Source organism: Ruegeria sp. CDSA193 (assembly GCF_059611885.1).
Genome location: NZ_JBXWPN010000008.1, coordinates 1 through 24,814 on the forward strand (window position 1 = coordinate 1; position 24,814 = coordinate 24,814).

General features: G+C 55.4%; 24 protein-coding genes. 9 read left to right on the plus strand and 15 right to left on the minus strand.

All coding sequences use genetic code 11. The features are described from left to right. Positions 1-333: 333 nt before the first annotated feature. Positions 334-1,179, minus strand: coding sequence for an EamA family transporter (locus tag AC2FLG_RS15370; RefSeq protein ID WP_496702429.1), 846 nt, complete (start codon positions 1,177-1,179; stop codon positions 334-336). Between the two features lie 139 nt (positions 1,180-1,318). Here AC2FLG_RS15370 and AC2FLG_RS15375 point away from each other — a divergent pair, with 139 nt between their 5' ends. Further along, on the plus strand, positions 1,319-1,753 hold the full coding sequence (locus AC2FLG_RS15375; RefSeq protein ID WP_496702431.1) for a group II truncated hemoglobin: 435 nt from the start codon (positions 1,319-1,321) through the stop codon (positions 1,751-1,753). A gap of 431 nt (positions 1,754-2,184) precedes the next feature. Here AC2FLG_RS15375 and glnT read toward each other — a convergent pair whose 3' ends face one another. The 6 genes from glnT to AC2FLG_RS15405 form a co-directional block, all read right to left on the minus strand. Beyond that, a complete protein-coding gene (glnT, locus tag AC2FLG_RS15380) occupies positions 2,185-3,513 on the minus strand; it encodes a type III glutamate--ammonia ligase (protein ID WP_142638474.1) in 1,329 nt (442 codons plus the stop codon). Positions 3,514-3,593: 80 nt separating this feature from the next. Then, positions 3,594-4,922: an FMN-binding glutamate synthase family protein gene (locus AC2FLG_RS15385; RefSeq protein ID WP_142638687.1), complete on the minus strand. Its 1,329-nt coding sequence runs from the start codon at positions 4,920-4,922 to the stop codon at positions 3,594-3,596. A 20-nt stretch (positions 4,923-4,942) separates the two neighbouring features. Beyond that, a complete protein-coding gene (locus AC2FLG_RS15390; RefSeq protein WP_142638476.1) occupies positions 4,943-5,626 on the minus strand; it encodes a GltB/FmdC/FwdC-like GXGXG domain-containing protein in 684 nt (227 codons plus the stop codon). A 1-nt stretch (position 5,627) separates the two neighbouring features. Beyond that, entirely contained in the window at positions 5,628-6,557 is a 930-nt protein-coding gene (locus AC2FLG_RS15395) for a class II glutamine amidotransferase (protein WP_496678510.1), read from the minus strand. Positions 6,558-6,705: 148 nt separating this feature from the next. After that, positions 6,706-6,921, minus strand: a complete 216-nt coding sequence (locus AC2FLG_RS15400) for a hypothetical protein (protein ID WP_142638480.1) — start codon at positions 6,919-6,921, stop codon at positions 6,706-6,708. Positions 6,922-6,932: 11 nt separating this feature from the next. After that, on the minus strand, positions 6,933-8,306 hold the full coding sequence (locus AC2FLG_RS15405) for an ammonium transporter (protein ID WP_271951763.1): 1,374 nt from the start codon (positions 8,304-8,306) through the stop codon (positions 6,933-6,935). Positions 8,307-8,645: 339 nt separating this feature from the next. On the opposite strand from AC2FLG_RS15405, the gene AC2FLG_RS15410 reads away from it, so the two are divergent. The 5 genes from AC2FLG_RS15410 to AC2FLG_RS15430 are packed head-to-tail and all read left to right on the plus strand — an operon-like array spanning position 8,646 to position 13,008. Next, the gene (locus tag AC2FLG_RS15410) at positions 8,646-9,791 is read left to right on the plus strand and encodes an aminomethyl transferase family protein (RefSeq protein WP_496706896.1); all 1,146 of its coding nucleotides are present in this window, start codon (positions 8,646-8,648) and stop codon (positions 9,789-9,791) included. Between the two features lie 54 nt (positions 9,792-9,845). Then, positions 9,846-10,442 carry a dimethylamine monooxygenase subunit DmmA family protein gene (locus tag AC2FLG_RS15415; RefSeq protein WP_496706900.1) on the plus strand — a complete coding sequence of 199 codons (597 nt, stop codon included), beginning with the start codon at positions 9,846-9,848 and terminating at the stop codon, positions 10,440-10,442. Beyond that, positions 10,439-11,401 carry a PDR/VanB family oxidoreductase gene (locus AC2FLG_RS15420; RefSeq protein ID WP_281973362.1) on the plus strand — a complete coding sequence of 321 codons (963 nt, stop codon included), beginning with the start codon at positions 10,439-10,441 and terminating at the stop codon, positions 11,399-11,401. The genes AC2FLG_RS15415 and AC2FLG_RS15420 overlap by 4 nt, the downstream gene beginning before the upstream one ends. Before the next feature lie 13 nt (positions 11,402-11,414). Continuing rightward, the gene (locus AC2FLG_RS15425; protein WP_142638490.1) at positions 11,415-12,482 is read left to right on the plus strand and encodes a heme-dependent oxidative N-demethylase family protein; all 1,068 of its coding nucleotides are present in this window, start codon (positions 11,415-11,417) and stop codon (positions 12,480-12,482) included. Between the two features lie 7 nt (positions 12,483-12,489). Continuing rightward, entirely contained in the window at positions 12,490-13,008 is a 519-nt protein-coding gene (locus AC2FLG_RS15430) for a GNAT family N-acetyltransferase (protein WP_496706902.1), read from the plus strand. Here AC2FLG_RS15430 and AC2FLG_RS15435 read toward each other — a convergent pair. Together AC2FLG_RS15435 and AC2FLG_RS15440 are read right to left on the minus strand one after the other, a co-directional pair. Beyond that, a complete protein-coding gene (locus AC2FLG_RS15435; RefSeq protein ID WP_185956716.1) occupies positions 12,986-13,642 on the minus strand; it encodes a helix-turn-helix domain-containing protein in 657 nt (218 codons plus the stop codon). The two genes, AC2FLG_RS15430 and AC2FLG_RS15435, sit on opposite strands and share 23 nt — an antisense overlap. Before the next feature lie 237 nt (positions 13,643-13,879). Further along, entirely contained in the window at positions 13,880-14,902 is a 1,023-nt protein-coding gene (locus AC2FLG_RS15440) for a helix-turn-helix domain-containing protein (RefSeq protein WP_496706904.1), read from the minus strand. 137 nt (positions 14,903-15,039) lie between these two features. Between AC2FLG_RS15440 and AC2FLG_RS15445 the strand changes: the two genes are divergently transcribed. Next, on the plus strand, positions 15,040-16,062 hold the full coding sequence (locus AC2FLG_RS15445; protein WP_496706907.1) for an alpha/beta hydrolase family protein: 1,023 nt from the start codon (positions 15,040-15,042) through the stop codon (positions 16,060-16,062). A gap of 95 nt (positions 16,063-16,157) precedes the next feature. On the opposite strand, the gene AC2FLG_RS15450 is transcribed toward AC2FLG_RS15445, so the two are convergent. Beyond that, entirely contained in the window at positions 16,158-16,574 is a 417-nt protein-coding gene (locus AC2FLG_RS15450; RefSeq protein ID WP_142638500.1) for a helix-turn-helix domain-containing protein, read from the minus strand. 70 nt (positions 16,575-16,644) lie between these two features. Here AC2FLG_RS15450 and AC2FLG_RS15455 point away from each other — a divergent pair, with 70 nt between their 5' ends. Together AC2FLG_RS15455 and AC2FLG_RS15460 are read left to right on the plus strand one after the other, a co-directional pair. Next, positions 16,645-17,895 (plus strand): MFS transporter, encoded by a 1,251-nt coding sequence (locus AC2FLG_RS15455; protein ID WP_496706910.1) that lies wholly within the window; start codon positions 16,645-16,647, stop codon positions 17,893-17,895. Between the two features lie 23 nt (positions 17,896-17,918). Further along, positions 17,919-18,815 (plus strand): alpha/beta fold hydrolase, encoded by an 897-nt coding sequence (locus tag AC2FLG_RS15460; protein ID WP_496706912.1) that lies wholly within the window; start codon positions 17,919-17,921, stop codon positions 18,813-18,815. A 511-nt stretch (positions 18,816-19,326) separates the two neighbouring features. On the opposite strand, the gene AC2FLG_RS15465 is transcribed toward AC2FLG_RS15460, so the two are convergent. The 5 genes from AC2FLG_RS15465 to AC2FLG_RS15485 all read right to left on the minus strand — a co-directional run bounded on the left by AC2FLG_RS15465 (position 19,327) and on the right by AC2FLG_RS15485 (position 24,761). Continuing rightward, on the minus strand, positions 19,327-19,791 hold the full coding sequence (locus tag AC2FLG_RS15465; protein ID WP_142638504.1) for a hypothetical protein: 465 nt from the start codon (positions 19,789-19,791) through the stop codon (positions 19,327-19,329). A gap of 131 nt (positions 19,792-19,922) precedes the next feature. Next, complete coding sequence (locus AC2FLG_RS15470) at positions 19,923-20,993, minus strand: polyprenyl synthetase family protein (RefSeq protein WP_496706914.1); 1,071 nt, start codon at positions 20,991-20,993, stop codon at positions 19,923-19,925. Between the two features lie 3 nt (positions 20,994-20,996). Continuing rightward, positions 20,997-23,045 (minus strand): hydroxysqualene dehydroxylase, encoded by a 2,049-nt coding sequence (locus tag AC2FLG_RS15475; protein WP_496706916.1) that lies wholly within the window; start codon positions 23,043-23,045, stop codon positions 20,997-20,999. Next, positions 23,038-23,865: a DUF3237 domain-containing protein gene (locus AC2FLG_RS15480; protein WP_496692824.1), complete on the minus strand. Its 828-nt coding sequence runs from the start codon at positions 23,863-23,865 to the stop codon at positions 23,038-23,040. Before AC2FLG_RS15480 ends, AC2FLG_RS15475 begins: the two co-directional genes overlap by 8 nt. A gap of 14 nt (positions 23,866-23,879) precedes the next feature. Then, on the minus strand, positions 23,880-24,761 hold the full coding sequence (locus AC2FLG_RS15485; protein ID WP_271951782.1) for an encapsulin: 882 nt from the start codon (positions 24,759-24,761) through the stop codon (positions 23,880-23,882). Positions 24,762-24,814 lie beyond the last annotated feature (53 nt).

Consider the following 24,814-nt stretch of genomic DNA (forward strand, 5'->3'; position numbering starts at 1 on the left):
ACAATCGCATGCCTGCTGGCCAACACCCTGACCGCCGCATGCCGCGCAAACAAACTCCCAGAACCAGAAGGCCTGACGGCTTAAAACGAGGCCGCCGCTGTTCAAACTGCGGCTGTTCTTTTTTCCGTTCTGATTTTGGTAGGTATTGGCGACCTTGTAGATCGCGACTTGTGCATGGTGATCGTATCCATTGGCGTGTCGCCTCCCAATTCCCTCCGATCCCCCCTACTACGAGCGTGGTGTAAATCCGGACCGCCACGCTCAGGCGAGATTGAGTGCCTGCGAAACAGCCCGGCTGCAGCCCATCAGGCACGTCAATTCGCAAGGCCGTTCTCAGAGCGCGAGATAGCCGATTCCGGCAAACGCGACGACACAACCAAGCCACTGGCTTGGTGACATACGCTCTTTCAAGATTGCCCAGGCAAGGACAACGGTCAGTAATCCAAAAACCGAAGCCGCGACGGATGCATATTGGGCATTGGGCAACCTACCAGCCGCGACCACACTGAGAATTGCGACGGCATCCAGTAAACCCATTAAGCACAAAAGGGGCAGTGCTTTTGTGCCGGGCCAAATCGACTTGCGAGACGCAAAAGCTATCGCTGCCAGAACCAGAATTGCCGTGAGTCGACCGATTAGAGACACGGTGTATTCGTTGCTGATCTCTGCCGCGTATTGCCCCAGGGCAAATGCTGCGGCGAACCCGGTTGCGGCGAGCAAAGACAAGACAATGGTTGGGCCACGGGCAGGGTAGGTTGTCTCGGTTTTGTCTGAGCGGGCTGCGACGATGGATACTCCGAGGCCGATTGCAATTACGGCCAACCAGTGCCACGCACTGACCATCGAGCCGCGCCAAATTGCGACGGTGACGGACAAGACCGGATAGCTGGCAACTAGCGGCGCAACCAATCGCACGGGCCCTCGATGAAAAGCCTCGTACATGCTGAGCCCGGCCAAGAGGTAAAAAAAACCTGCTGCAATCGCATAAGCCATCGCGTTGCCCGATATGGAGTTGATGTCGCCCCAGGCTGCAACCATCCCGATCTGCAGGATGGCACCAAAGAGCAAAACAAACATAAGCGAGGCGACCACGCTGACGGACTGGCTGATATAGCGGACCGAGAGATCATGAATGCCCCAGCACAACGCAGCTAGCAACCCGAGTGCAAGGGCGCTCATGTAAGGGAAGATTGTTGTAGTGTCGACCATATTGGCATGTGTTCGGTCCCAGATATCAACAGCGCCAAGATGTCACTGTTGATAAACTAATATTCCTGTTATGCAATAATTTAGGCAATGGAGACCCGGAGGATCCACTATGTCCTCGGCTTTGGATCAACTTGGAGGCGAAGAGAGCCTGCGCGCGCTTGTCGAACAATTTTATGATCGAATGGAGGCCGATCCGGCTGTGTATTCCTTGCACCGGCTGCATTTTCGTGGTCACGGATTGAACCATACAAGGCAAGCGCAGTTCGAGTTCCTCAGCGGTTTTTTGGGCGGGAGAGCATATTACCGGGAACGATTTGGCCACATGGATTTACGGGAAATACATGCCCATGTGCCTATTCGCGAGGCCGATGCAGAGCTTTGGCTGGAAACCTTTGACGCCGCTTTGGAAGATTGTGAACTGCGCGGCCCGACGGTGGATAAAATGCGAACCTCCCTGCGACGTGCGGCATTGATGCTTGTTAACGACGTTCCCGACTGGCGCATCGAGGTGGATAGGGAAAAAGAACAAGAAGTCCCAGAATAGGCTATTTGCAGGGTCTCGAAATCAGTCGTCAAACAACCGACCGTTCAGATTAGATGAAGCTGGTCTAAAGTGTTGAACGTCATAAAGATTTGCTCGATCGCGATATCGTCGATTAGGTGTCATCTCTTGCACAGCACCCTTAGCCCATGCCCTGATTGACTGCTTTTCGGCCGCAAGCCAGGGATGATTCCGATTTCCCAGACAACCAAGGGGCCGCACAAAGCAGCTGTGCAATGCGGGGATTGGGTTCCCGTCTTAAAGCGCACAATTTCAACGGAATCCCCGTTTGACGATATGTGTGCAAAAGACGCGCCTCGATCTTCGCCCGGCGCGTGTTGACTGAAAAAACATCCCGGCGTGATCGTTGTTGGTGAATGAACAACAAGGCCGCGGCACAGGCCGCAACCTCGATGTCTTCCAGTTTTACCAGATCAGATATCCAGCGTGTTTTCCTTTTCCCAGCGCGAGAAATGCGACACGAAGGAATTCCACTCCTGATGCTTCATCTTCAGGAAAGCAGACGAGAATTCGGCGCCCATCATGCCCTTCAGGTCTTTGTCTTTGTCGTATTCGCGCAGTGCATCAAGCATGTTCAACGGCAGCTTTGGTGCTCCGCGCACTTTATGGCCTTCGGCATACATATCGATATCCCAGCGCTTGCCAGGGTCTGCTTTGGATCGGATACCTGACAGTCCAGCCGCAATGATCACGGCCTGAAGCAGGTATGGGTTGGTTGCTCCGTCCGGCAGACGCAATTCAAACCGTCCGGGGCCGGGCACACGCACCATGTGAGTCCGGTTGTTGCCCGTCCATGTCACGGTGTTGGGCGCCCATGTTGCACCCGACATCGTCCGCGGCGCGTTGATGCGTTTGTAGCTGTTCACCGTGGGGTTAGTAATCGCGGCCAGTGCTGAAGCGTGCTTCATGATGCCACCGAGGAAGTGCTTGCCACGCTCTCCCAGACCAACCTCACCGGTCGGGCCGTCGCCCTCGCCTGCAAACACGTTGGTCTTGGCCGCATCGCCTGGCGCATCCCAGACCGAGATATGCGCATGACAGCCATTACCGGTCAGGCCTTCCACCGGTTTCGGCATGAATGTCGCACGCAGCCCATGTTTTTCAGCAACCGATTTGGTCATGAACTTGAAGAAAGAGTGTTTGTCAGCAGTGCGCAGAACGTCGTCAAATTCCCAATTCATCTCGAACTGGCCGTTGGCGTCCTCGTGGTCGTTCTGATAAGGTCCCCAGCCCAGTTCCAGCATGTAGTCACAGATTTCGCGCACGACATCATACCGGCGCATCACGGCCTGTTGGTCATAGCAAGGCTTTTCAGCTGTATCGAAAGGATCGCTAATCTGTTCTCCGTCCGGCGTCATCAGGAAGAACTCGGCTTCGATACCGGTTTTGACATGCATTCCTTCGCTTGCAGCTTCGTCGATCAGGCGGCGCAATACGTTACGAGGGGCTTGCGCGACATCGCTGCCTTCCATAACGCAGTTGCCAGCAACCCAAGCCACTTCGGGCTTCCAGGGCAGCTGAATGACCGATGATGGGTCTGGAACTGCCAGCATGTCAGGATGAGCCGGTGTCATATCCAGCCAGGTGGCGAACCCGGCAAAGCCCGCACCATCTTGCTGCATGTCGGCAATCGCCTGCGCCGGCACAAGCTTGGCCCGTTGTCCACCGAACAGGTCGGTGAACGAGATCATGAAGTATTTGACGCCTTTTTCTTTTGCGAAAGCTGCGAGATCTGTCGTCACGATTGCTTTCCTTTCCCTGTTGAATTCTAGTTTTTCAAAGCAAAAACGCGGCCCCCATCAGGGAGCCGCGCAGCATCGGTTCAGAACCCTTCCTTGCCCGGGTACCAACTGGTGCCCGCCAAGGGGACTCGCGCCATGGCGGCCGCCTCCATTGTCAGGGCACACAGGTCTTCAGGTTCGAGATTGTGCAGGTGATTGTGGCCACATGCGCGCGCGATGGTTTGGGCCTCAAGCGCCATCACCTTCAAATAGTTGCGCAGCCTGCGACCCGCAGCAACCGGGTCAAGACGCGCAGCCAGATCGGGGTCTTGCGTGGTTATCCCTGCCGGGTCCTGACCTTCGTGCCAATCGTCATAAGCGCCAGTGGTTGTGCCCAGCTTCTGGTATTCGGATTCCCATTTGGGATCGTTGTCCCCAAGGGCCACCAGAGCAGCCGTGCCAATGGCAACTGCATCTGCACCCAGCGCCAATGCCTTAGCCACATCGGCCCCGGTGCGAATGCCGCCCGAGATGACCAACTGAACCTCACGATGTACGCCCAGATCCTGCAATGCCTGAACGGCAGGGCGGATGCATGACAGTGTTGGCAACCCGACATGTTCAATGAATACGTCTTGCGTCGCAGCGGTGCCGCCCTGCATGCCATCCATGACGACAACGTCCGCCCCGGCTTTCACTGCCAATGCAGTGTCGTAGTAGGGGCGCGTGGCGCCAACTTTCACATAGATAGGCACTTGCCAATCAGTGATTTCCCGAAGTTCGAGGATCTTGATCTCAAGGTCGTCCGGCCCTGTCCAGTCTGGATGGCGGCAAGCGGACCGTTGGTCAATTCCTTTGGGCAGGGTCCGCATCTCGGCCACACGGTCACTGATCTTTTGACCCAACAACATACCGCCCCCGCCGGGTTTGGCGCCTTGGCCAACCACAATCTCAATCGCATCAGCCTTACGCAGATCGTTGGGATTCATGCCATAGCGTGAGGGCAGGTATTGATACACCAGCTTGGTTGAGTGGCCACGTTCCTCGGGCGTCATGCCACCATCACCGGTGGTGGTTGACGTGCCCGCTGCGGATGCGCCGCGGCCCAGAGCTTCTTTCGCCGGACCTGACAATGCGCCAAAGCTCATACCCGCAATGGTGATCGGGATATCCAGCTCGATCGGCTTTTTGGCAAAGCGCGTGCCCAACGTTACTGAGGTATCGCAACGTTCCCGATAGCCTTCCAACGGATAGCGCGACACCGATGCACCCAGAAAGAGTAGATCGTCGAAATGAGGAACTTTCCGTTTGGCGCCACCGCCACGAATGTCATAGATACCTGTCGCAGCGGCGCGACGGATCTCAGCATTGATCGGATTGGTAAATGTCGCCGACTGAATCGGCAGGGTGCGGGGGATCTGATCGTCCATATCTTTCATACCCTTCTTCCTCAGTAAGCTGCGGAATTGTCGATGTCGAAATTGTAAAGCTGACGAGCCGAGCCATAGCGTTTGAACTCTTCCGGCTTGGCGTCGCTGCCAGCGCGGTCCAGCAGATCCCTCAGAATATCCAGATGCTCAGGGCGCATTTCTTTCTCGATGCAATCAGCACCGAGGCTTTTGACCGAACCACGCACGAACAGCCGTGCCTCGTAGAGTGAATCCCCCAGCGCATCGCCCGCATCTCCGCAGACGACCAGATTTCCTGCCTGTGCCATGAAGGCGGACATGTGGCCGATATTGCCATGCACCACGATGTCGATACCTTTCATCGAAATACCGCAGCGCGAGCTTGCGTTGCCCTTGATGACCAGCAACCCACCATGGCCTGTGGCCCCGGCATACTGGCTGGCGTCGCCATCGACGATGACCTGGCCGGACATCATATTCTCAGCCACACCCGGACCAACTGAGCCTTGAACCTTGATGGTCGCCTGTTGGTTCATGCCGGCACAATAGTACCCGGTAGACCCCTTGACCGTCACTTCGATCGGCGCGTCCAGTCCGACAGCAATCGCATGGCTGCCTTTTGGATTTACAATTTCCCAGCTGGTTTGGTTGGTCTCGGCGTTTTGCGCCTGCAGGGACGAGTTCAATCCACGCAGTCCGTCTGCCTCTAAATCATAGGTCTGCATTTCAGGCGGCCTTTTCGTGGGTTGTGGGACTGTCGTTGTGCGACCAGAAATATACGGTGGCCGGTTCAGGTTCCCAAACTCGGGCGTCTTCGATTCCTGGCAGGTTCACCAAGGCGCGGTATTCGCTGCCAAAGGCAACATATTGATCCGTTTCTGCCATCACTGCAGGCTTGCAAGCGATTGGGTCACGTACGACGCCAAACCCGTCTTTGGTCCCTACTACAAAGGTGAAAAACCCGTCCAGATCATCAATGCTGGATTCCAGAGCTTCCCCTAAAGTGGCGCCATTCATCATTTTCCAGGTCAGGTATGCGGCACCAACTTCGGTGTCGTTCTCTGTCTGGATGGTAACGCCTTCGCGGCGCAACTTGCGGCGCAACGAGTTGTGGTTGGACAGCGACCCGTTGTGAACCAGACATTGATCGGACCCCGTGTTGAACGGATGTGCGCCCATTGTTGTCACGGCGGATTCCGTCGCCATGCGTGTGTGTCCAATGCCATGAGTGCCGCTCATGCCGCTGAGGCTGAAGCGCTCTGCAACATCCTTGGGCAGGCCAACTTCCTTGTAGATTTCGAGGCTTTCGCCACGACTCATGATTCGAACCGTCGGCCGGATTTCAGCCAGCGCGGCGCGCGCGGCTTCGAACTGACGGGCGGGAATTTCCAAGACGGCATGTGTATCATTGTCTGCCTGACCAACGGTCACGCCAAGACTTTTGCCTAGCTCATCAGCCAGATCGACAAAGTCCGTTTCGGGATTGGGGGACTGAACTGTAATCTTGGTTTTGCCATCGGACTCAGAGCCGTAGATTGCAATACCGGCACTATCGGGGCCACGATCTGTCATCGTGATCAGCATGTCTGTCAGCATATTGCCCAGTTGGGGCGCAAGAGACTGGTCTTTGAGGAATAATCCAACAATTCCGCACATGGCTGGCAGATCTCCTTATGTGTTTCATTATGATTCGACGGTACCAACAAATCAGTGGGACATCAATAATCATAGGAAAGTTTTTTTCCTAAGAGGCAATGGGCGCGACCTGTGTTTTTCGCGCCCATTGCAAGCATTCAAGGCTGGATCAATATCGCTCCAACTGTGCTTTCACCTTTTCTTCGTCACCGGTGTGGCGCGCCTTTTCCAGGTGCTCAGCTTCGCGGACGAATTGGATGCGATGCCAGCCAACCCAGAAGACGACACCAATGATGACCATTAGAACTTCGTAACCTTGGAAGGGATAGACCGGCCCGACTTCGGCCAGATCCACGGCCCAGTTTGTATAACCATTCGTAGACATATCTTACTCCCTCATTTCGCTGCTACGCCACGGGCGGCCAGTTCTTCTTTATCGGCTTCGATAATGGCAGCTTTGGCGTCCTCATAGGCATGGTGTTCAGCGTAATCGAGACCCTGAAGTTCAACTTCTTCCGGGATGCGCAGTACGCCGGCAGCGGATTGCATTTTCGCCAGAGCCCAGCCTGGCAGGAACCCAAGGACAAAGAACATGATGACGGCACCCGTGATCTGACCGATCGGGTTGATGGTTGCATAACCTTCATATGGTGACGAAGGCACGCCCCACAGGACAAAGCCCGCGATGACCAGCCCGACGACACCTGCATAGCCATGCACGGCAACAGCACCGACAGCATCATCCAGCTTGAACCGACGCTCTACCCAGTAGTGCAGATTATAGACGATCACGACGCCGATTGCGGCAATGATCATCGCTTGGATCGGGTGATACAAGTCGTTCCCAGCAGACGCGGTGATGATACCGGCCAGACCGCCCGAGAAGGTCCAGAAGGCATCTCCCTTCGAGACGACATAGGCTGCCATCAACCCACCCGACAGCGACATCAGGAAGTTAAAGGTAATCGCCGACAGCGTGGTCGGGGCCAGATAGATGTTGGTTGCAGTCCAGGTGGCGCCAACGATCTGACCGTCGATAACCTCGGGCGAGATTACAGGCACGTTGCATGCCGCATAGAAACCCCAGAACCCGGTATAGATCAGGAAAATACCGATGGTCAGCAACCATGGATTATGCGGAGGAATATCCCGCGGCGTTCCATCCTTGGCAAACTTGCCAAGTCGCGGACCCAGCACCATGATCACACCAAGTGCGTAACCACCTGCGATTGCATGGATAACGCCTGATGCATAAGCATCGTGATACCCCAAGATGCGCACCATCCAGCCACCATAGTGCCAGCCCCAAGCAGCGTCGATGATCCACCAGACGGACCCGATCATGACTGCATGGACCCACAAAGCCGATGACCTGATCCGTTCGATCACTGAACCAGAAACAATCGAGGCAGCTGTCCACGAGAACAGAAGGAACGCGGCCCAGAAGACCCCTGTGATTCTGTCGTCCAAATTGGTTGCCATTGTGTTCGCCCACGGTAGATTTGCGGCACCTGCTTCGGTGTCGAGACCGCCCCAGAACGGAAAGTTCGGGAACGCCCAGTAGATCCACCATCCAAAGAAGAAGAACGTGACCGTCACCAGCGGGATGATCATGATGTTTTTCATCAATGTGTGCATATGGTTACGGGCCCGGCTGGCGCCGACTTCGTACATGCAAAAGCCCACATGGATGAGGAACATGAAGACGACCGTTACCCAGTAATAAAACTCGGTAAAGACCGTCGTAAGTGCATTTAGATTGCCATCCACTTCGTAGTCTCCCTGTTGTTGCAGCAGGAGGTCTTTCTGCGAAGCATTTCCTGCTGGGAATAATTGTATACTAAGGGGACAATCTCATTGGCGACCTGTCAATAGATATGTGGGGCAAACATCTTTAAGGTCTGTGCTTGATGTATGTCCTCACACGTCCAAAAACGCACTAAACCACAGATAAAGAAAAGAAATATCAATATTCCCGGATGTTCTTAGGGTGCAAAAATTGCAGGCAAATATTCCCAACAGGAAAAAATTCTGCACACAAGTGTTGATTTTCAACCCAACATCGGCCTCAATATGGGCAACAAAAACGATCAACGGGAGAACCGAACCATGGCCATTCTTTGGAGGACGTCGGCCCTTGCGCAACGCCACGCCCAGATCGGCGGCGAGCTTGAAGACTGGAACGGGATGGGGACTGCTTGGTTCTATGACCAAAGCCCTGAACGTGCCAAAGCTGACTACGAAGCAATTCGAACCAAAGCTGGTCTTATGGATGTTTCCGGCTTGAAAAAGGTTCACGTGGTTGGTGAGGATGCCGCCTATGTCATTGATCGTGTCACCACGCGGAACGTCGAAAAGATCATGCCGGGACGGTCGACCTATGCCTCGATCCTGAATGCCGAAGGCAAGTTTGTTGATGATTGCATCATTTATCGCCTGTCGGTGAACACGTGGCTGGTGGTGCATGGCACAGGCACCGGAATGGAGCAGCTGACATCCGTGGCGGCGGGTAAGAATTGTTCGGTCATCTTTGATGATGACATGCATGACATGTCGCTGCAGGGCCCGGTGGCTGTAGACTTCCTGGCTAAGCACATCCCCGGAATTCGCGATCTGGCCTATTTCGGCATCATGCAGACCAAGCTATATGGCTGCCCGGTGATGATTTCACGGACCGGTTATACCGGCGAGCGCGGGTATGAGATCTTCTGTCAGGCCAAGCACGCCGTGCACTTGTGGGACAGCATTCTGGCTGATGGCAAGGATATGGGCATCGTCCCGGTCCAGTTCTCGACGCTCGACCTGTTGCGCACCGAAAGCTACTTGCTGTTTTACCCCGGCGACAATTCCGAAACCTATCCGTTCGATGGCGATACCTGCGGCGATACACTGTGGGAACTGGGCCTGGATTTCACTGTCTCACCTGGAAAAACCGGCTTTATCGGCGCCGAGAACCACTATGCATCGCAAGGCAAAGAGCGGTTTAAGATCTATGGCGTCAAACTGAACGGCTCGACGCCGGCGGATGAAGGCGCGGATCTGCTGCAAAACGGCGAGAAAGTCGGCGTTGTCACCTTCGGCATGTATTCTGATATCAATGGTCACAATGTGGGTATCGCGCGGATGCCGGTCGCATGTGCATCACCCGGCACCAAGCTGACGGTGCGCAACGGCGATGGGACAGAAATAACGGCAACTGCGGAAGAGATGCCGTTCTACGATCAGGACAAATCGATCAGAACCGCAAAGGGCTGAATTTCAGGGGGCGCGACGGACACACCGTGGCGCCCTTTTCCTATTGAGGGCACAATGTCAAAGTTCGAATTTCCCAAGTCAATCGCAAGCCGCCCGGTCTGGGGCGCGCTAGAGGTTCGCCAGGGCGAACATCATCTCATGATAGCCGAGGCCGAAGGGGCCGAAGCCATTCTCGACATCGCAACACCTGGCCTGATGGCCAAAACCCATCTGATCTACATCCCGAAAGGCACGGATTTCGCGGAAAAGCTAAGGGCATTGAACCCTGCTCAGTTCTATGAAGGCCCGTCTTTCGAGGCGTCTCTGACGCGCATTCGCCGGGTTCTGGAGGACGCGCATATGGGATTGCAGGTCTACCTGACCGGCACCGAAGGCATGATGGGGCAGGCCATGAATGAAGTGATGGCTGTGGGTCTGCCACACACGGCGATCCAGACCGAACATCGCGGATCGGTCGCCCGTCGGATGCAATGCGTGCATTGCAAAGGCATCACCGAAGACGTCGAGATTGACCCGTTTGTCTGTTCACATTGCGGCCTAAACCTGTTTGTGCGCGATCACTACTCACGCCGTCTTGCCGCCTATCAGGGCGTCCGTATCGACGCCGAGGATCATGGTAATGTGCCCGAGTCGAAGGGGATTTACGAATGAGCGGTGCTGAGAAAATTCAGGTCAAAGTGACCGAGATCACTCCGCTGAACGAATTGGTGACGCGGTTCCGGTTCGAACGTATCGACGGCGCGCCATTACCAACCTTTTCGGGCGGGGCACATACTGTGGTCGAAATGCAGGATGGTGCCATTACACGGCTTAACCCCTATTCGTTGATGTCGGATCCGTTTGATCAGTCATCTTATACAATTTCGGTTCGACGCGATGATGAGGGCAGGGGGGGGTCGCTGTTCATGCACCGCCAGGTCAAGCTGGGCGACGAGATGACCATCAGCTATCCGGTCAACTTGTTTTCACTGGACTTGCGCGCCCGCAAGCATCTGTTTCTGGCCGGTGGCATCGGGATCACCCCGTTTCTGGCGCAGATCAAACAGTTGGAATTGCTGCACGGGCATTGGGAGTTGCATTACGCGTGCCGAAACACTGCCTTGGCATCTTATGCTGAGCAACTGACAGACAGGCATCCGAACGAAACCCATCTGTACTATGACGATCAGAGCCAGGCGATCGATCTGAAAAATCTGCTCAGCGGGCAACCCTTGGGAACGCATGTGTATGTGTGTGGTCCAAAGGGCATGATCGACTGGGTCCGAAACACGGCTGCCGCCGAAGGCTGGCCCGAAGATTGCGTGCACTACGAAGAGTTCCTGGCGCCTCAGCCCGGCAAACCGTTCGAGGTGCGCTTGGCGGCATCGGATAAGGTCATTCATGTGGGTGAAAACGAAAGCCTGCTGGAGGCCATCGAACGTGAAGGCGTGGACGCACCGTATCTGTGCCGCGGAGGGGCCTGCGGTCAGTGCGAAACCGTTGTGCTCGACCATGAAGGTAATTTCGTTCACCGCGATCACTGGCTGACCGGCGAAGAAAAGGCCGCGGGCAAGAAAATCATGCCCTGTGTATCGCGCTTCGAGGGCAAGTCCCTCGTGCTGGACCGTTGAGAGGAGGCCCAACATGACCATTCAATTCAACGACGAATCCTTCCGCGACGACTATACGTTCCACAACTCGGACTGGGCGATCAAACGCTTTCCGTTTCCGTTTCACGAAGACAGCTATATGTATTCGGTCAACATGGAACAGCATCGCGGCGGGCCCAAAGGATCGGTCTACGAGATGCGGTTCGACGTCGACGAACACTATGTGTCCGAGATGAAAGACCGCGCCATGGTATTGGATCAGGATCCGCTGCGCTGCCAGTCACTGCCGCATATGACTTTGGCCGGTTGGGACTTGCTGGAGCTGATCATGGTCAGCAAATCCGAAGACTATCCCGATCTGTTCGAACTGCATCGCAATGGCAACCAGTGGCGCTGGGTCAACAAACCGATGGGCATTGATCACAGCTTTACCTTCATGGACGAAACAACGCTTCCGTACGGGCCGATGGAATACATCACCCGTCAAGCACAGGGTGATTTCGCCGTGCTGGATCAGCGTGATGAGATGCTGTGGATGGATGCTGGTATGGTGACGACGCAAGCCGATTGGAGTCTGGATTTCGACATCGGCATGAACTTTTTCGAATGGCATGCGCCGGTTCCCAAAGCCCATGAAATGGGTATTTTTCAACGTGCCCTGAAATTCCTGCTGAACATTCAACAGGGTGCCCCGGCACGGCGTCTGAATTGGACTATGACAGTGAATCCGCTGCTGGATACCAGCCCGGAGAACTATCACAAATGGGGTATCCAGAAGACGACGCTGACACCTGAAAACATAGCGCACAAACAGTATCTGCGGGTCGAGTTGCAAACCTTTTTCCGTCTACCGCGATCCAACGCCCTGGTATTCCCGATCCGCTGCTACCTGTGTAGTTTTCAGGACCTGATGACCGTTCCCAAATGGGGCCGCCGTCTGCATCGGGTCATCCGGGACCTGCCGGTCGAGCTGGCAACCTATAAAGGGTTCATCGATAACCGCCCCATGATGTTGGACTATCTCAGCCAGTTTGACGACGGGTTGCCCACGTCTCCGGGGATATGGCCGGATTTGGAAACGGAACCGCCTTTGTCTAAGTAAGCGAGACTTGCGAAATTTCTCAACTCATATGATTGATCCGGGCGAAGCGCCTTGGCTCATCTCGAGTGACGATTTTGCATTGTATGACGTGCTTGCGCTGCTTCGCGCGTCATTTCAGTACATGGATGCCCGGATCGACCCTCCGTCTTCTATCCATAGTCTGAACGTGGAAGGAATGCAGGTGCATTGTCAGGGTGGCGGCGAAATCTGGGCCGTTGGGCGACCACTTTTCGCGTGTATGTTTCTGACGCCCAAGCCAGACAGTTTGTACCTTGGAAAGCTTGCGGTGAAGGATGGATTGCGGGGTCAGGGTATCGGCCGCAGGTTAGTGCATCATGCTGCACGCCGTGCAGCAGAGCTTGGCTTACCTGCGCTGGAACTGGAAACACGCGTGGAACTTACTGAAAACCATCGCGTATTTTCGAGGCTGGGGTTCACGATCGTAAGCACGGGCAGTCGCGAAGGCTATGACAGACCCACAGATTTCTTATTGCGCAAACCGATCAGTTTGTCTGCGGATAGCTGATAACTGATATATACCGCGCCGGCAGGCTGACAAGCCGTTCGGGCCCATGCGGAGCATCTGCATCAAAGAACAGGGTATCGCCGGGTTTTAGCGGGTAAATCTGGTCCCCGTGGCGGTAATCCACCTCACCGTCCAGCATGTAAATCGTCTCGATCCCGCCATGTTGGAAAGTTGGGAACACATCTGATTCAGCGGTCAGGGTAATCAGATACGGTTCGACGATCACGCCGGATCCGTTGGCACCAATATGTCCCAACAGGTTATACTGATGGTTCGCACGTGTTCCTTCACGCTCCAGTTCGACGCCTTCTCCTGCTTTTGTATGAACCGCCTCACGGCGTTCTTCAAACTGTCGGAAAAAGCTTGTCAAAGGAACCGAAAGCGCATCCGCCAGCGATTGCAGAGTCGTCAAGGACGGCGACGTATTTCCGTTTTCGATCTTGGACAGCATGCCAATCGACAGGCCGGTCAACTGGGCCAGCTCTGCGACCGTTATGTTCTGCTGTTTGCGAAAGGCACGAACCTCGCGGCCGATGGCAACTTCAAGAACTTTCTCTCTGTCACCCGAACGAACGGAATGTGGGTCCTGCGTCAGGTTTGCTGCCATTTCTTTGTCGCGTTTTTTCAATTTCATTCTTTCAACGTCTTGCTACACGTGTCCAAACCGGTTCTGCAAGCAGGCGCGGCGCAATACCCAATTCTATTCGGATTACCATAGCATCAGTTTTTCCTGATAGTAATATAATCATGCTGACAGAAAACAGAATAGAGATCGGGTTCTCACTGTTTGACGGCTTTCACGGCTCTGACGCCGATGTCCTAAATCAAGGTTCGGCAGCTGTGGCAAGGATGCTTGGTACACCAGAACGTCTTAGGTTTTGACCCTTTCATCGGGCACTTCCACAAGAGACCTCAACCAGCGACGCGGATTGACGCCGATCACCCTTAAGAACTCGCGGTTGAAGTTCGACTTGGTGTTAAACCCGCTGGCCAACATCGCCTCGGTCACCGATTTTCCAGTCTTCATTACGGCGCAAGCGTGAGATATCCGATGCCTATTGATGTAGCGAGACACATTCTCGCTTTTGCCTTTGTTGATTGCGCTTGAAAGCTGCTTTTCTGGAACCTGCAATTTTCGGGCCAACCGGGCCAGTGTGAGATCGGGATCGAGATATGGCTTATGTGTTTTCATATAGGCGTCGAGCTTTTCGACAATAGCGGTGTCACGGGTTTTATCTTGCTTGGAATACGCATCGCGCGTGTCAGCGCCAACGCTCTGGCTTTCGATTGCATGCGATAGGCTGAGCGCCCCTAGTATGAGCAATGTGATTGCGGAAAACAGGCTTGGCAGCCAGAGCAAGACCTCGGTGTCTCCTGATGCAAGGCGGACTGCAATGAATATGTCGCTGCCTGCTGAGGCAATCAAAGCGATGGCCAGAACACGCCAAACCCAAACAATCATGCGCCCGTTTTCTAAGCGGCTATGGGGCAAACTATCTTCGCCGCGCAAGAGCATAAACGCGATGGCGATACCGTATGCCGCAAAGAGAAAGGGGATCAACACGTCCAGCGCTTCGGGTTGGGTTGCCAGAAAACTTATCGCAAGGGCCGGACCTACCGCATGCAAATACAAGTCCTGTCTGCGCAGATAACCCACCGAGGCCTGACGAAAGGACAGCCACGCGGATGCGGCAATTACAGTCGCAAGAATGGGCTGAACGACCCTGAGACCCGTAAAGCCATAATATTGCACAAGCGCGATAACCGCACTTTGTGCTGCGCAGCATCCGATGAGGACCAAAAGCGTGGGATGGGTTTTGCGGGTCAGAAAGCGATGTAAAAGAAAGCCCGAAAGCAGCAGGGCAGTAATCATTGGGATCGGTAGAACTGGCATCAGGGGGGTCCGTTTTCGTCTGTCATAGGACCTAAATCCTGATCTGCGCGACCTTAAACCGGATTCAGGTCGTATGAAATCCCGACAGCGTCTGAATGTAGGCCGACACTAATGCCACCCTACAAAAAAGGCGCGCCATGAAACTTCCTCTTCTTACCCTCGTCATGACCCTTTCGGCGGGCACGGAAATTGCTGCACAAGATGTCGGCCTCGTCGAATTGACGATTGCCGCACCTCATCATGATCAGGACATGCAAATGGCTGTCATGTTCCCTGCGGCAGGTCAGCGCCAGACTATGTTTGCAGAAAATGCAGTGTTCTATGGAACAGCAGTAGTCGAAAACGCCAAGCCGGTGCCAGGGCAACATCCGGTTGTTCTTCTCTCACACGGATGGGGTGGCAATTATGCGCGAATGGCGTGGCTTAGTGCGGGGTTGGTCTCGCAAGGTGCAATCGTAGTGGCAGTAAACCATCCAGGCAGCACGACCTTAGATTTGGATTTCGATACCGCATTTAATCATTGGACCCGCGCCCAGGACATGTCCGCCGCGTTGGATCACGCTCTGCAAGACCCGGATTTCGCCCCCCTCATCGACACTTCACGGATCTACGCCACGGGCTTCTCTTATGGTGGCTGGACAGCCCTTTCGCTTGCGGGCGTCCAGGGCAATCGTGACGGATTTTTCGATTATTGCGAGGCCGCAGGGGCAGGGTCACAATTTTGCGCAAAGTTGACGGCAGAGGGCGTCGATGTAACCGCAATCGACCAGGAAAAATATGAGGCATCTTACAAGGATCCACGGGTCAGTGCCGTCGCAGCCATTGATCCGGGACTAACTTGGGATCTTGCGCATAAGGATGTGCGGGACGTGACAGCCTCGCTTTTTCTGATTGGATTGGGTGACGGGGCCGACAGGCTGAATGCAACAGACACGAGCGCCCTGGGAAGCAATTTTGAGGCGCTGGTTCCTCAGGCTGCGGTGATGACGATCGCGCCCGCAATGCATTTCACCGCGCTTGGATTATGTAAGCCCGCCGGTGAAGCGATTTTGATCGAAGAGCAGGACGATCCTGTTTGCACTGATCCTGGGGGAACGGACCGCGCCCAAGTTCTTGACATGATAATTGACAGCTTGGCCGCTCACTTCGATCTGAATTAGTGTATTTCGGACACTTACATATCGGCATTGCATCCAATGGTTCGGGCCGACCATACCCCTCAGCGGTATACCAAAAATTCGTAGTTGGCTTGCCGCTACCTGCCACTGGCTTTCTTCGTGCCCCGGTGATGGGCGAGGTCGATGAGCCGTCTGAATGTTGGGCATTCCAAATGCGATGGTGCCGGGCAATCCGCCACATGTCGCAGGGTATCGCGCAGCGCCGTTAGCTCGCGGATTTGCCGATCCAGCGCATCCGCACGAATGTGAAACTCTTGCCGGGGGATATTCGGAGTTCCATCAAGGCCGAACATCCCCGAGATTTCCTCAAGTGAAAACCCCGCAGATTTGCCCATCGTGATCAGGGCTAGTTGCAATAAGACATCCGGCGTGAACTGCCGACGAAGCCCGTGCCGCGCAACAGACGAAATCAGGCCAAGCTCATCATAGTAACGCAGCGTTGAAGTTGGGGTGCCGGTCTTTTTCGACACCTCGCCTATATCCAAAAGTTTCATGCTTGACCTCAAGTCGACTTGAATTCGTAACGTCGCCTTCTGTAGCGATTCCGACAAGAGGAAAATAGTGGTGCACATCAAATCAAATGCATTGAAGACAACGAGACCCGGCGCTTTGTTGTGTTTCTCCCTGTCCATGCTGCTGGCCTCATTGGGCACCAGCATTGCCAATATCGCCTTGCCTGCAATCGCCCAGGACCTGAAGGCGCCGGTACATCAAGTGCAATGGGTGGTGATCGCATATCTCGCGACACTGACGCTGTTCTCTGTGCTGGCTGGACGACTTGGGGACCGCTTTGGACGACAGCAGATGCTGATCTTCGGGCTTATACTTTTCGCGCTGGCCTCTGCGTTTTGCGGCTTGGCGCCCAATCTTAAGGTGTTGAGTGCCGCGCGGTCTCTTCAAGGAATTGGCGCTGCATTCCTCATGGTGCTGACCGTCGCACTCGTTCGCGATATTTTTGAAACAGAGCGTGTCGGGCAAGCCATGGGCCTGTTGGGCACGATGTCGGCGGTCGGAACTGCACTGGGACCTTCGTTGGGTGGGGTGCTGATTGGAAAACTCGGGTGGCAAGGAGTGTTCTTTGTCCTGGTGCCGATGAGCCTGACTACGGCCATTTTGGCCGTTCGGCTTTTGCCCGCGAGTGTTTCCTCTGGGATAACACCTCTGGTCGGACTAACTGCACTGCGAAAGAGCGGCGCTATCCCCGGCCTTGCGGCAAATTTTCTGGTGGCAAATGTGATGTTGACCACTTTGCTGATAGGCCCCTTCTTTCTGGGGCAGTCTCTTGGGCTAAGCGCGGCGAAAGTGGGGCTTGTCATGTCGGTCGGACCAATCATATCGATCTTCCTCGGCGTCCCATCGGGTCGGCTTGTGGATGCATGGGCGGCGGCGCGTGTTCTGTCGCTTGGGCTCATTGCTCTGACCACCGGGACCTTTGCACTTGCGATCCTGCCAGTCGCATTCGGTGTCATTGGTTACATTGGCGCAATCAGCATCCTGACACCGGGATACCAGTTGTTTCAGGCGGCCAACAACACCATGATAATGGTAGGGGTTCGGGCAGATCAGCGGGGGACAGTTTCAGGGCTGCTTGGCTTGTCGCGCAATTTGGGACTTATTTTCGGAGCCTCTGTCATGGGGACGGTCTTTTCCTTTGGGATTGGCGCCCGCACCGTCGAGGCGGCATCTGCTGAAGCTATTGCCAACGGGATGCAGCTCACCTTTGTAATCTGCGGGGTATTGGCCATCGTGGCGTATTGGCTTTCGCGTCGAACTTCGTCGAAGAGCGTCACCAGTAAGACAGTCGCGAGACAATGATAAAGGAGGTCGCAGACCTACCGATGAACACTTTTAAACCTGTCCCAATAGACGGCTTGAACGTACAGATTTGGGGGCATGGCGATACGCCCGCGCTCATTTTCCATGGGGGGCCAGGGTCGGGTCTCAACCCGCAGCACACAGCCTATTTCGACGCCGACCGCCATCGGGTGGTTCTTTTTGACCAACGCGGAACAGGGTTGTCGGGCAGAGCTGGTCGGGTCACAGCAAACACGACTCAGCACACCCTACGCGATGCCGAGGCCATCCGGATGGCCCTGGGATATGAAGATTGGATTGTGCTGGGTGGTTCATGGGGTGGCGCACTGGCATTGGCCTACGCATCCGCTCATCCTGATCGGGTACGCGCATTGATCGTGCGCAGCACGCATATCTGCCGTCCTTCAATGGACCAGTGGATGTTGCGCGATAGGGCAAAGCGTTTCGAAGCCGGGCAGCGTGCGCGCGGCCTGTTTCTCGATCCTCTCGACGCGACTGAACAGCTCCATCCTGCCATAGCATGGTTTGCCCGTATGGAAGACAATGACGCGCAAGCACGTGAGGCAGCCCGCCGTGTGATGGCCCTTGAAGATGCGTTTCATGGACCGGAACCCGGCACTGTGCGGCTTCCGGCAGCCGTCACCCAAAGCGACATAAATCGCACCCGCGTGTACCTTTGGTACTGGCTTAATAATTTCTTCCTACCTGCTACCGGCCCCGGAGATCCAAATACAATCGCCGTACTCCCACATCGTTTGATCCATGGAGAGGATGACCTAATATGCCCGATTGAACCTGCCCGTGCCTTTGCCCAAGCTGGAAAGCTTCAATTTGAGGAGATTGAGAGACTGGGTCACAACGGTTTGGCGCCGCAGATGATCGCTGCTGTGCGCCAAGCCGTAGAAGATTTGAGCGGTTGAGTATCAAGCAGAAGCGCGTTCTCTAACAGGACAATCGCGGCAATTCCGAGTGCGCGCAATTTGGGTTCAGGGCATCGTTATTTTTTTGGTTGCGTGAGGTGGCTGAAGCAAAGCGCGATGCCTGACCGCCTTCGATTCCGTATGCGAGAGACGGGGGACAATTCTGGCTGGTCATTTCGCTTCGCGCGTCGATGTTGCTCAGCAGTTTATATCGTTTGCCCGGTAATCTTTTAGTCGATTTTTGTGCCAAGGCGACCCATCTCACCCGATTTAAAAAGCTGTTTGTTCTTGCTCTGCGTTCACGTTGGCTGTGGCACCTAACAGCCCAATGGCAGGAATAGTTAAGCTATCTATGAGGCGCATGTTTAGCCTCGCCCGGTGCCAGCTTCGTATGAGGCAGATGATTACAAATCGAAATATTTTTCGAAGCTATTTTTCTGCATATGTGCAATCGAAATAGAAAACTCCGACCACGGGCAATACTGCATCGTACCATCGAGGCAGGATCACTTTAGTCAGCCACAACTTCAAAGGTGACAACGATGGCGGTGTTTTCGCTGCCTTTGGTGTATACGCGCCCCTGATATTGGCCGGGTTCTGCCAGATCATGAATGGTGAGGCTTACGGCAACGTCGACGGCCTGTCCCGGGGGAATACGGACTGCGGAAGGTTGGATGCTCATCTTGTCGGTTGGCAACACGTTGCCGTCGCGGCTGATCATGTCGCCCGGTTCGAACTGCAAGTCGACAACGTCTGCTCCGGCAGGTGCAGCAAAGGACAACAGAATGGTTCCTGTCTCACCGGGCCTGCAGGGCTTGCGGCAGTGAAAGGGTCCGTCCAGCTGTTGTGTGGTGCTGTTTTCCGCATTCAGAATGCCCCGTGCGATCTGAGATATCGGAAGTGTATCCTGCTCCGGAACGGCCTTGGTGGCCGTGCGGAGAGCGCTGACAAATGGTTTTCGCTCGAAATAAGGCATAGCTTAATGTGCACAGCCTACAGCGTTTAGTAAATGACAAACTTGAAAGGAATGCGTATTGGATTCGGTGGTGGATTCACGGAATTTCGAAATTTAAGATATTGAATATCTACAAAAAAATAGGGCGAGTGTTAGACTTGGCGCGCCACCAGATAATCCATGAACTGACCAAGAAACGCGCGCGGCGCCGCGTTGGTATTTGCAAATACAACATCGAATTCTCGACGAGCCGCCGCAAGCAGGTCATTTGCTGCGGCCTGAGCATATTCAATGCAAGAATAGTGGTTCATCCGCGCCAATACCCATTCGACCTCTTGCTCCGAACGGGCCGTTCTTGGCTTTTCTAGAAACTCTGACAGTCGTGACTGTTCCTGCCGATCCGCCTGCGCCCCAAGACGTCCCAGCATCAGCGTGCGTTTGCCTTCGTAGATATCCCCACCGATCTCTTTGCCGTATTTACCCTGGCTTCCCACAAGATTCAGAACGTCATCCTGGATCTGAAAGGCGGCCCCCAGAAAAAAGCCGAATGCGTTGAAGTCATCCAGATTCAGCGCTCCGGAGGCGACATCGTCCGGGCGCGCGATCAGGGCACCTATACGCATCGGGTGAATGAAGCTGTACCAGCAGGTTTTCTTCAGACACATGGTCAGGTAGTCGGACGGGCTAAGGTCAAGGCGATTGTCTTTTATCCATCCCAATTCAAGAGCTTGGCCCTCGATCGACTCTTTCAGCAGGTGATCAAACTCGTCCACCACGCGCGCGCCGGTCATCGGGCCCAGAGGGCCGAGGTTCTGGCGCAGCAGGCTCAGCGCCAGAGATTGCATGCCGTCGCCGATATTGATCGCCAAAGGCACACCAAGACGTTTGTGCATACATTCCCGACCCCTTCGGAAATCGCTGAGGTCTTCGATATCGTCATGAACCAGAAATGCATTGTGCAGCAATTCGATGACCGCAGCAGCAATTTCGGCATCGTCGGCCTTTCCGCCGAATGCTTCACACGTGGCCAGAAGAAGGGCAGGTCTAAGCCCTTTGCCCGAGGTTTCGATATAGTCCCGCATAGGCCCATAGAGATAGGCTTGCGGCTCACCCGTTGGCATTTTGTCCAACAGTACCTTGCGCGCCTGATCGCCATAACGCGTCAGTTGCTCAAGGAAGCCTTGCGTGGCCGCGGATGCCGGCTGCGCCTTGGGAACAGTCACCTGTCAGCCCTTCTGTGTGATGATGACTTTGCGACCGGACGTGTCGGTTGGCGGTGTGGTCGCCTCGACAATGCCGATCGCCAGATCTTCAGCAAAGTCCGCGCCGGGGATCGGTGTGTCCCGGCCCGGCAGATGCGCGGCCATCAGATTATAGAGCTCTGGAGGTGCCGCGACCATGCGCAACGCGTCCGAGATCGCAGGGTCTTCGACAATTCCGCCGGGCTTGGAGTATTCGGCCGTCAGCGGACCAATCGCGGCCAGCGGTCCTTGCCCACCACGTTTGGTGCCGGTGGCGTCTTGTCCCATGCGCAAAGCGGCCTCGACAGCGATGGCAAAGCGTTCATCCCAGGGCTCACCCGCCTGATATCGGGCATAGTCATAGGCCCGCAGGGGTTGCAGGATGTCGGGCTCATGCAGATCCCAGATTTCACAGGGCTGCGCCTCAGAACCACTGCGCCGCAGGATGGCATTGACGGCTCTTCGGGCAGCCTCATTTGCGCCTTCCATGGTGGCCAGGTCGGTGTTGGTCCGGACGTAGTCGGACGCAAGCATAAAGTTCGGTATCAGCGTCGCCGCTTCGGGCCGCAGCCGCCAGCTGTTAATGCGGTTTACCAACAACGGTTCGACATTGCTTTCTCGGGCAGGATGATCGGGGTCCTCGACGATGTCGGGATCCAGGAACCAATAGTGCAGTTCTTCATCCCTGAGGACGATGTTGCCATCAACGTTCAGGCTGCGTTTGAGCTGTTCCCAGACTTCTTTGGCGATTTCTTCACGAGAGCTGTCGCGCGCGGTTTTTCCGTTTGTGCCCGGCTTGTCCCATTCGGAAATATCGACCGAGAGCAATCCCTTGGTCTTACCATCGGCCCAGTTTTCAAAATCTATCTGGGACCAGAATTGTTTTTGCGAAACAGCCGTCAGCGCCCAAGGGCTGTCGATAAAGATCACATGGCCATGGGCCAGTTCAACATCCTTGGTCAGGTAAAACTGGATGCCATTCATCCACTGCACGTCTTCGGCAAGCAAAGGCAGCTTGGCCAGACCCGGATCTACCTTTGTCATGGCCGGCGTCACCAAAGGTGCAATGCGTTCAATGGGCAAGGCGCTGATGAACCAATCACCGGTGACCTGCTTTTGCGTGCCGTCCTGTTCAACCGTGGCGCTGGCAATTCGGCCGTTTCGGCATTCAATCCCGGTCACCTTGGAATCGAAATGGTACACCACACCCCGGCTTTTCAGATATTCCAGCCAAGGCTGAATCCAGACCAGATTGGTCGGCCCGTTCAGCAGCCTGTTGCTGGTCGCCTCGGGTGTTGCGATCCCAAGCTGCAGTTGAATGGCGACATCGCCAACGGTCTTGGTGCTTGCGGTTGTCGCTTTGGCCGCCACCAGTGACCGGGTCAGGCCGATTGCCAGAAACTTCTGATAGGCTTCGGACCGCTCCGCGGCGCCGATGAATTCCCACCAGCCGATACGTTCATACTCATCGAACCGGCGCTCTTTGCACGAGGTCGCAATGCGCCACATGCAACCAAGGAAATGTTCGATATCCTCAAAGTCGATTTCGTTGCGCGGCGAGATTGTATAGGCAAAGGTCTTGAGCGCATTGGCGACCTCTTTTAGCGATTGTGGAAACCGCTCGGGTACGATGATACCGGGGTGGTCGAACTGGCTGACCAATACCTGGGTTGTCGGAACCAGATTGTCGTAGCAGGTGCCCTTGTCATAATAGGGCGTGCGCGACATCGTATTGGTGATGTGCCGGTAGAAGTTAGGGAAGAACCGGAACCCATGTTCACCGGGCAACCAGGGGCGTTTGACACCGGGTGGCAGGTCATAGCCGTGCATCCCGATCCAGTCTTTCAGCGCTCTGATATGTTCCTCTTTCGAACCGTGATCGTCTTCACCTTCAAGCACGGGAATGCTGCGTGCCTTGCCGCCGGCGATAAGCTGACGCTCATACACTTCGACTTCGAAACCCCGTTCGATCAGCTCATGCGCGGCGCTCATCCCGCCGACGCCTCCGCCTAATATGACCACCTTTTCAGCCATCGGATGTTCCTTTCGCGGAATAGACGTCAAATCGCAGGGTGATGTCGGACAGGCTGGCCTCTCCGATTCCGAAACCCTGCAGACGGTTGATCCACATATAACGCGGATTCGAGGTCAGATACCGGGGTGCCAGCCGAACCGGGGCACTGGGTGGTAGCTTGCCCTTGGCAAGGGCGGCATAGCCATCCGTACCGAAATCGCAGATCCCGGTATCGTCGAACATGACCGGGGCACCGCCGGTTGTCGGATTGATCAGCGCCTTGGCATGCAGAATACCCACGCCATCAGGGCGCACGCGCATCCAGTCTCCGCCCACGGGCTCGATCGTTCCGTTCAGGTTCGGGCCGGTCACGGTACCGCCTTCTTTGATCGCAAAATGCAGCCATATGCCATCGGGAGTTTCACCCGATGGGTTGAAGTTGCCCGAAAACGGCACCTCAAAATGGGCGATATGATCCAGCACCGGACTGGATGTCTCGTGTTTTGGCGCGCGATCTTCTGGTTTCGGCGCGACCGCGTTTCCGGGGTCATAATCGCGCCCGCCCGAGGTCAGAACCGGCCGCCAGGTCATCTGTTTTCCCACAGCGGGAACGGGCAGGGCCGCTGCAAATTGTTGCAACCCCGTTTGTGGATCCTGACCCAGTGGCCACCCACGGACAGCCCGTTCAGGTCCGCCGCCTTCGCGATAGAACAGGCGCAGCGTGTCATGCGGAGATATCGCAGGCCCGGCCTCAACCAGAACCCGCTGTACCCCGGTGGCTGCTTGAAAGGCGGCCTCGGACCAGCGCAGGGTGACCCCGCCGTCGCTGAATTCCCGCATACCCATCGCGCCGGTCAGCACGTGATGGTCGAGATAGCCTGAGCTTCTTTGATCCTAAGGCGGAATTTCTGCTGAACGCGGAAGATATGATCGCCATCTGCCGAGGTCTGCAGATATTTGACAGCAATGTCAGAAGGCACAACAATCTCAACCGGTGCGCCCTGCAAAGACACCAGCACGGCCTTGTTCACCGGAAATGCGCCAGACCGCAGCAGCGGCCCGTCCAGAAATGGCAGAATGCTGTCGCGGGGCAGGACCATCGAGTTTTCCATCGGTGTCGTGACCGCCTGGAACAGGCCGTTACCCATCACACAGGCATAGGGTCCAAGATGACCCAGGGATTCCAGTTGACTGATACCCGCAACCACGGCCTCGAATACCTCGGGGCCGGTAGGCTTTTTCTTGGAACCGCTGGAAATGGGTTGTGCCTCCCCCGCTTCCAGCAGGCCTTCGTATTTTCCACCACCGCTTACGGTATAAACTGGGGGCAGCGTGACGGGTGCGCCGGGCGCGGGTTGGGGGCCTTCACCGGTGCCGGCCTGACCGTTAAAAATGATCTCATCCTCGACCCGTGCGACAATGGCAGCCGCCCGGCGGAACATGATCAGCGCGGCGGCCAGTTCGGGATCTGCAAGCTGTGCGCCTTTGACATGGACGTTCACGGACACTGTCGACAGCCGCGTCGTATCAAAATCATTCACGCCAAAGCGCATCTTTGGGCCGGTCGCTTCAGGAACCAGTTCAAGCTTGTTCAGAGGAACCGATTGGGTATCAGCCGGTAGCGGGCCATAGAGCGGCAGAAAACTGGCAGCAATACGCGCGCGCAACGCTTCATCGTGGACGGCCTTGTTCACAGCGTCCCACTGCTGCTGGTCCAATTCAAGTGCTTCGGTCATCGTCTCCCCCTTCTGGATGGCACTGCGCGGTTAAATCTGGCAGCTATCTAATT

Coding starts and splice junctions, on each gene's coding strand:
- AC2FLG_RS15385 (WP_142638687.1), bottom strand. CDS start 4,922: ATGGACGATCAGATCCCCCGCACCCTGCCGATTCAGTCGGCGACATTT.
- AC2FLG_RS15440 (WP_496706904.1), bottom strand. CDS start 14,902: ATGCCAGTTCTACCGATCCCAATGATTACTGCCCTGCTGCTTTCGGGC.
- AC2FLG_RS15435 (WP_185956716.1), bottom strand. CDS start 13,642: ATGAAATTGAAAAAACGCGACAAAGAAATGGCAGCAAACCTGACGCAG.
- AC2FLG_RS15415 (WP_496706900.1), top strand. CDS start 9,846: ATGTCAAAGTTCGAATTTCCCAAGTCAATCGCAAGCCGCCCGGTCTGG.
- AC2FLG_RS15410 (WP_496706896.1), top strand. CDS start 8,646: ATGGCCATTCTTTGGAGGACGTCGGCCCTTGCGCAACGCCACGCCCAG.
- AC2FLG_RS15395 (WP_496678510.1), bottom strand. CDS start 6,557: ATGTGCGGAATTGTTGGATTATTCCTCAAAGACCAGTCTCTTGCGCCC.
- AC2FLG_RS15390 (WP_142638476.1), bottom strand. CDS start 5,626: ATGCAGACCTATGATTTAGAGGCAGACGGACTGCGTGGATTGAACTCG.
- AC2FLG_RS15460 (WP_496706912.1), top strand. CDS start 17,919: ATGAACACTTTTAAACCTGTCCCAATAGACGGCTTGAACGTACAGATT.
- AC2FLG_RS15375 (WP_496702431.1), top strand. CDS start 1,319: ATGTCCTCGGCTTTGGATCAACTTGGAGGCGAAGAGAGCCTGCGCGCG.
- AC2FLG_RS15475 (WP_496706916.1), bottom strand. CDS start 23,045: ATGGCTGAAAAGGTGGTCATATTAGGCGGAGGCGTCGGCGGGATGAGC.
- AC2FLG_RS15400 (WP_142638480.1), bottom strand. CDS start 6,921: ATGTCTACGAATGGTTATACAAACTGGGCCGTGGATCTGGCCGAAGTC.
- AC2FLG_RS15370 (WP_496702429.1), bottom strand. CDS start 1,179: ATGAGCGCCCTTGCACTCGGGTTGCTAGCTGCGTTGTGCTGGGGCATT.
- AC2FLG_RS15465 (WP_142638504.1), bottom strand. CDS start 19,791: ATGCCTTATTTCGAGCGAAAACCATTTGTCAGCGCTCTCCGCACGGCC.
- AC2FLG_RS15425 (WP_142638490.1), top strand. CDS start 11,415: ATGACCATTCAATTCAACGACGAATCCTTCCGCGACGACTATACGTTC.
- AC2FLG_RS15485 (WP_271951782.1), bottom strand. CDS start 24,761: ATGACCGAAGCACTTGAATTGGACCAGCAGCAGTGGGACGCTGTGAAC.
- AC2FLG_RS15445 (WP_496706907.1), top strand. CDS start 15,040: ATGAAACTTCCTCTTCTTACCCTCGTCATGACCCTTTCGGCGGGCACG.
- AC2FLG_RS15420 (WP_281973362.1), top strand. CDS start 10,439: ATGAGCGGTGCTGAGAAAATTCAGGTCAAAGTGACCGAGATCACTCCG.
- AC2FLG_RS15450 (WP_142638500.1), bottom strand. CDS start 16,574: ATGAAACTTTTGGATATAGGCGAGGTGTCGAAAAAGACCGGCACCCCA.
- AC2FLG_RS15480 (WP_496692824.1), bottom strand. CDS start 23,865: ATGCGGGAATTCAGCGACGGCGGGGTCACCCTGCGCTGGTCCGAGGCC.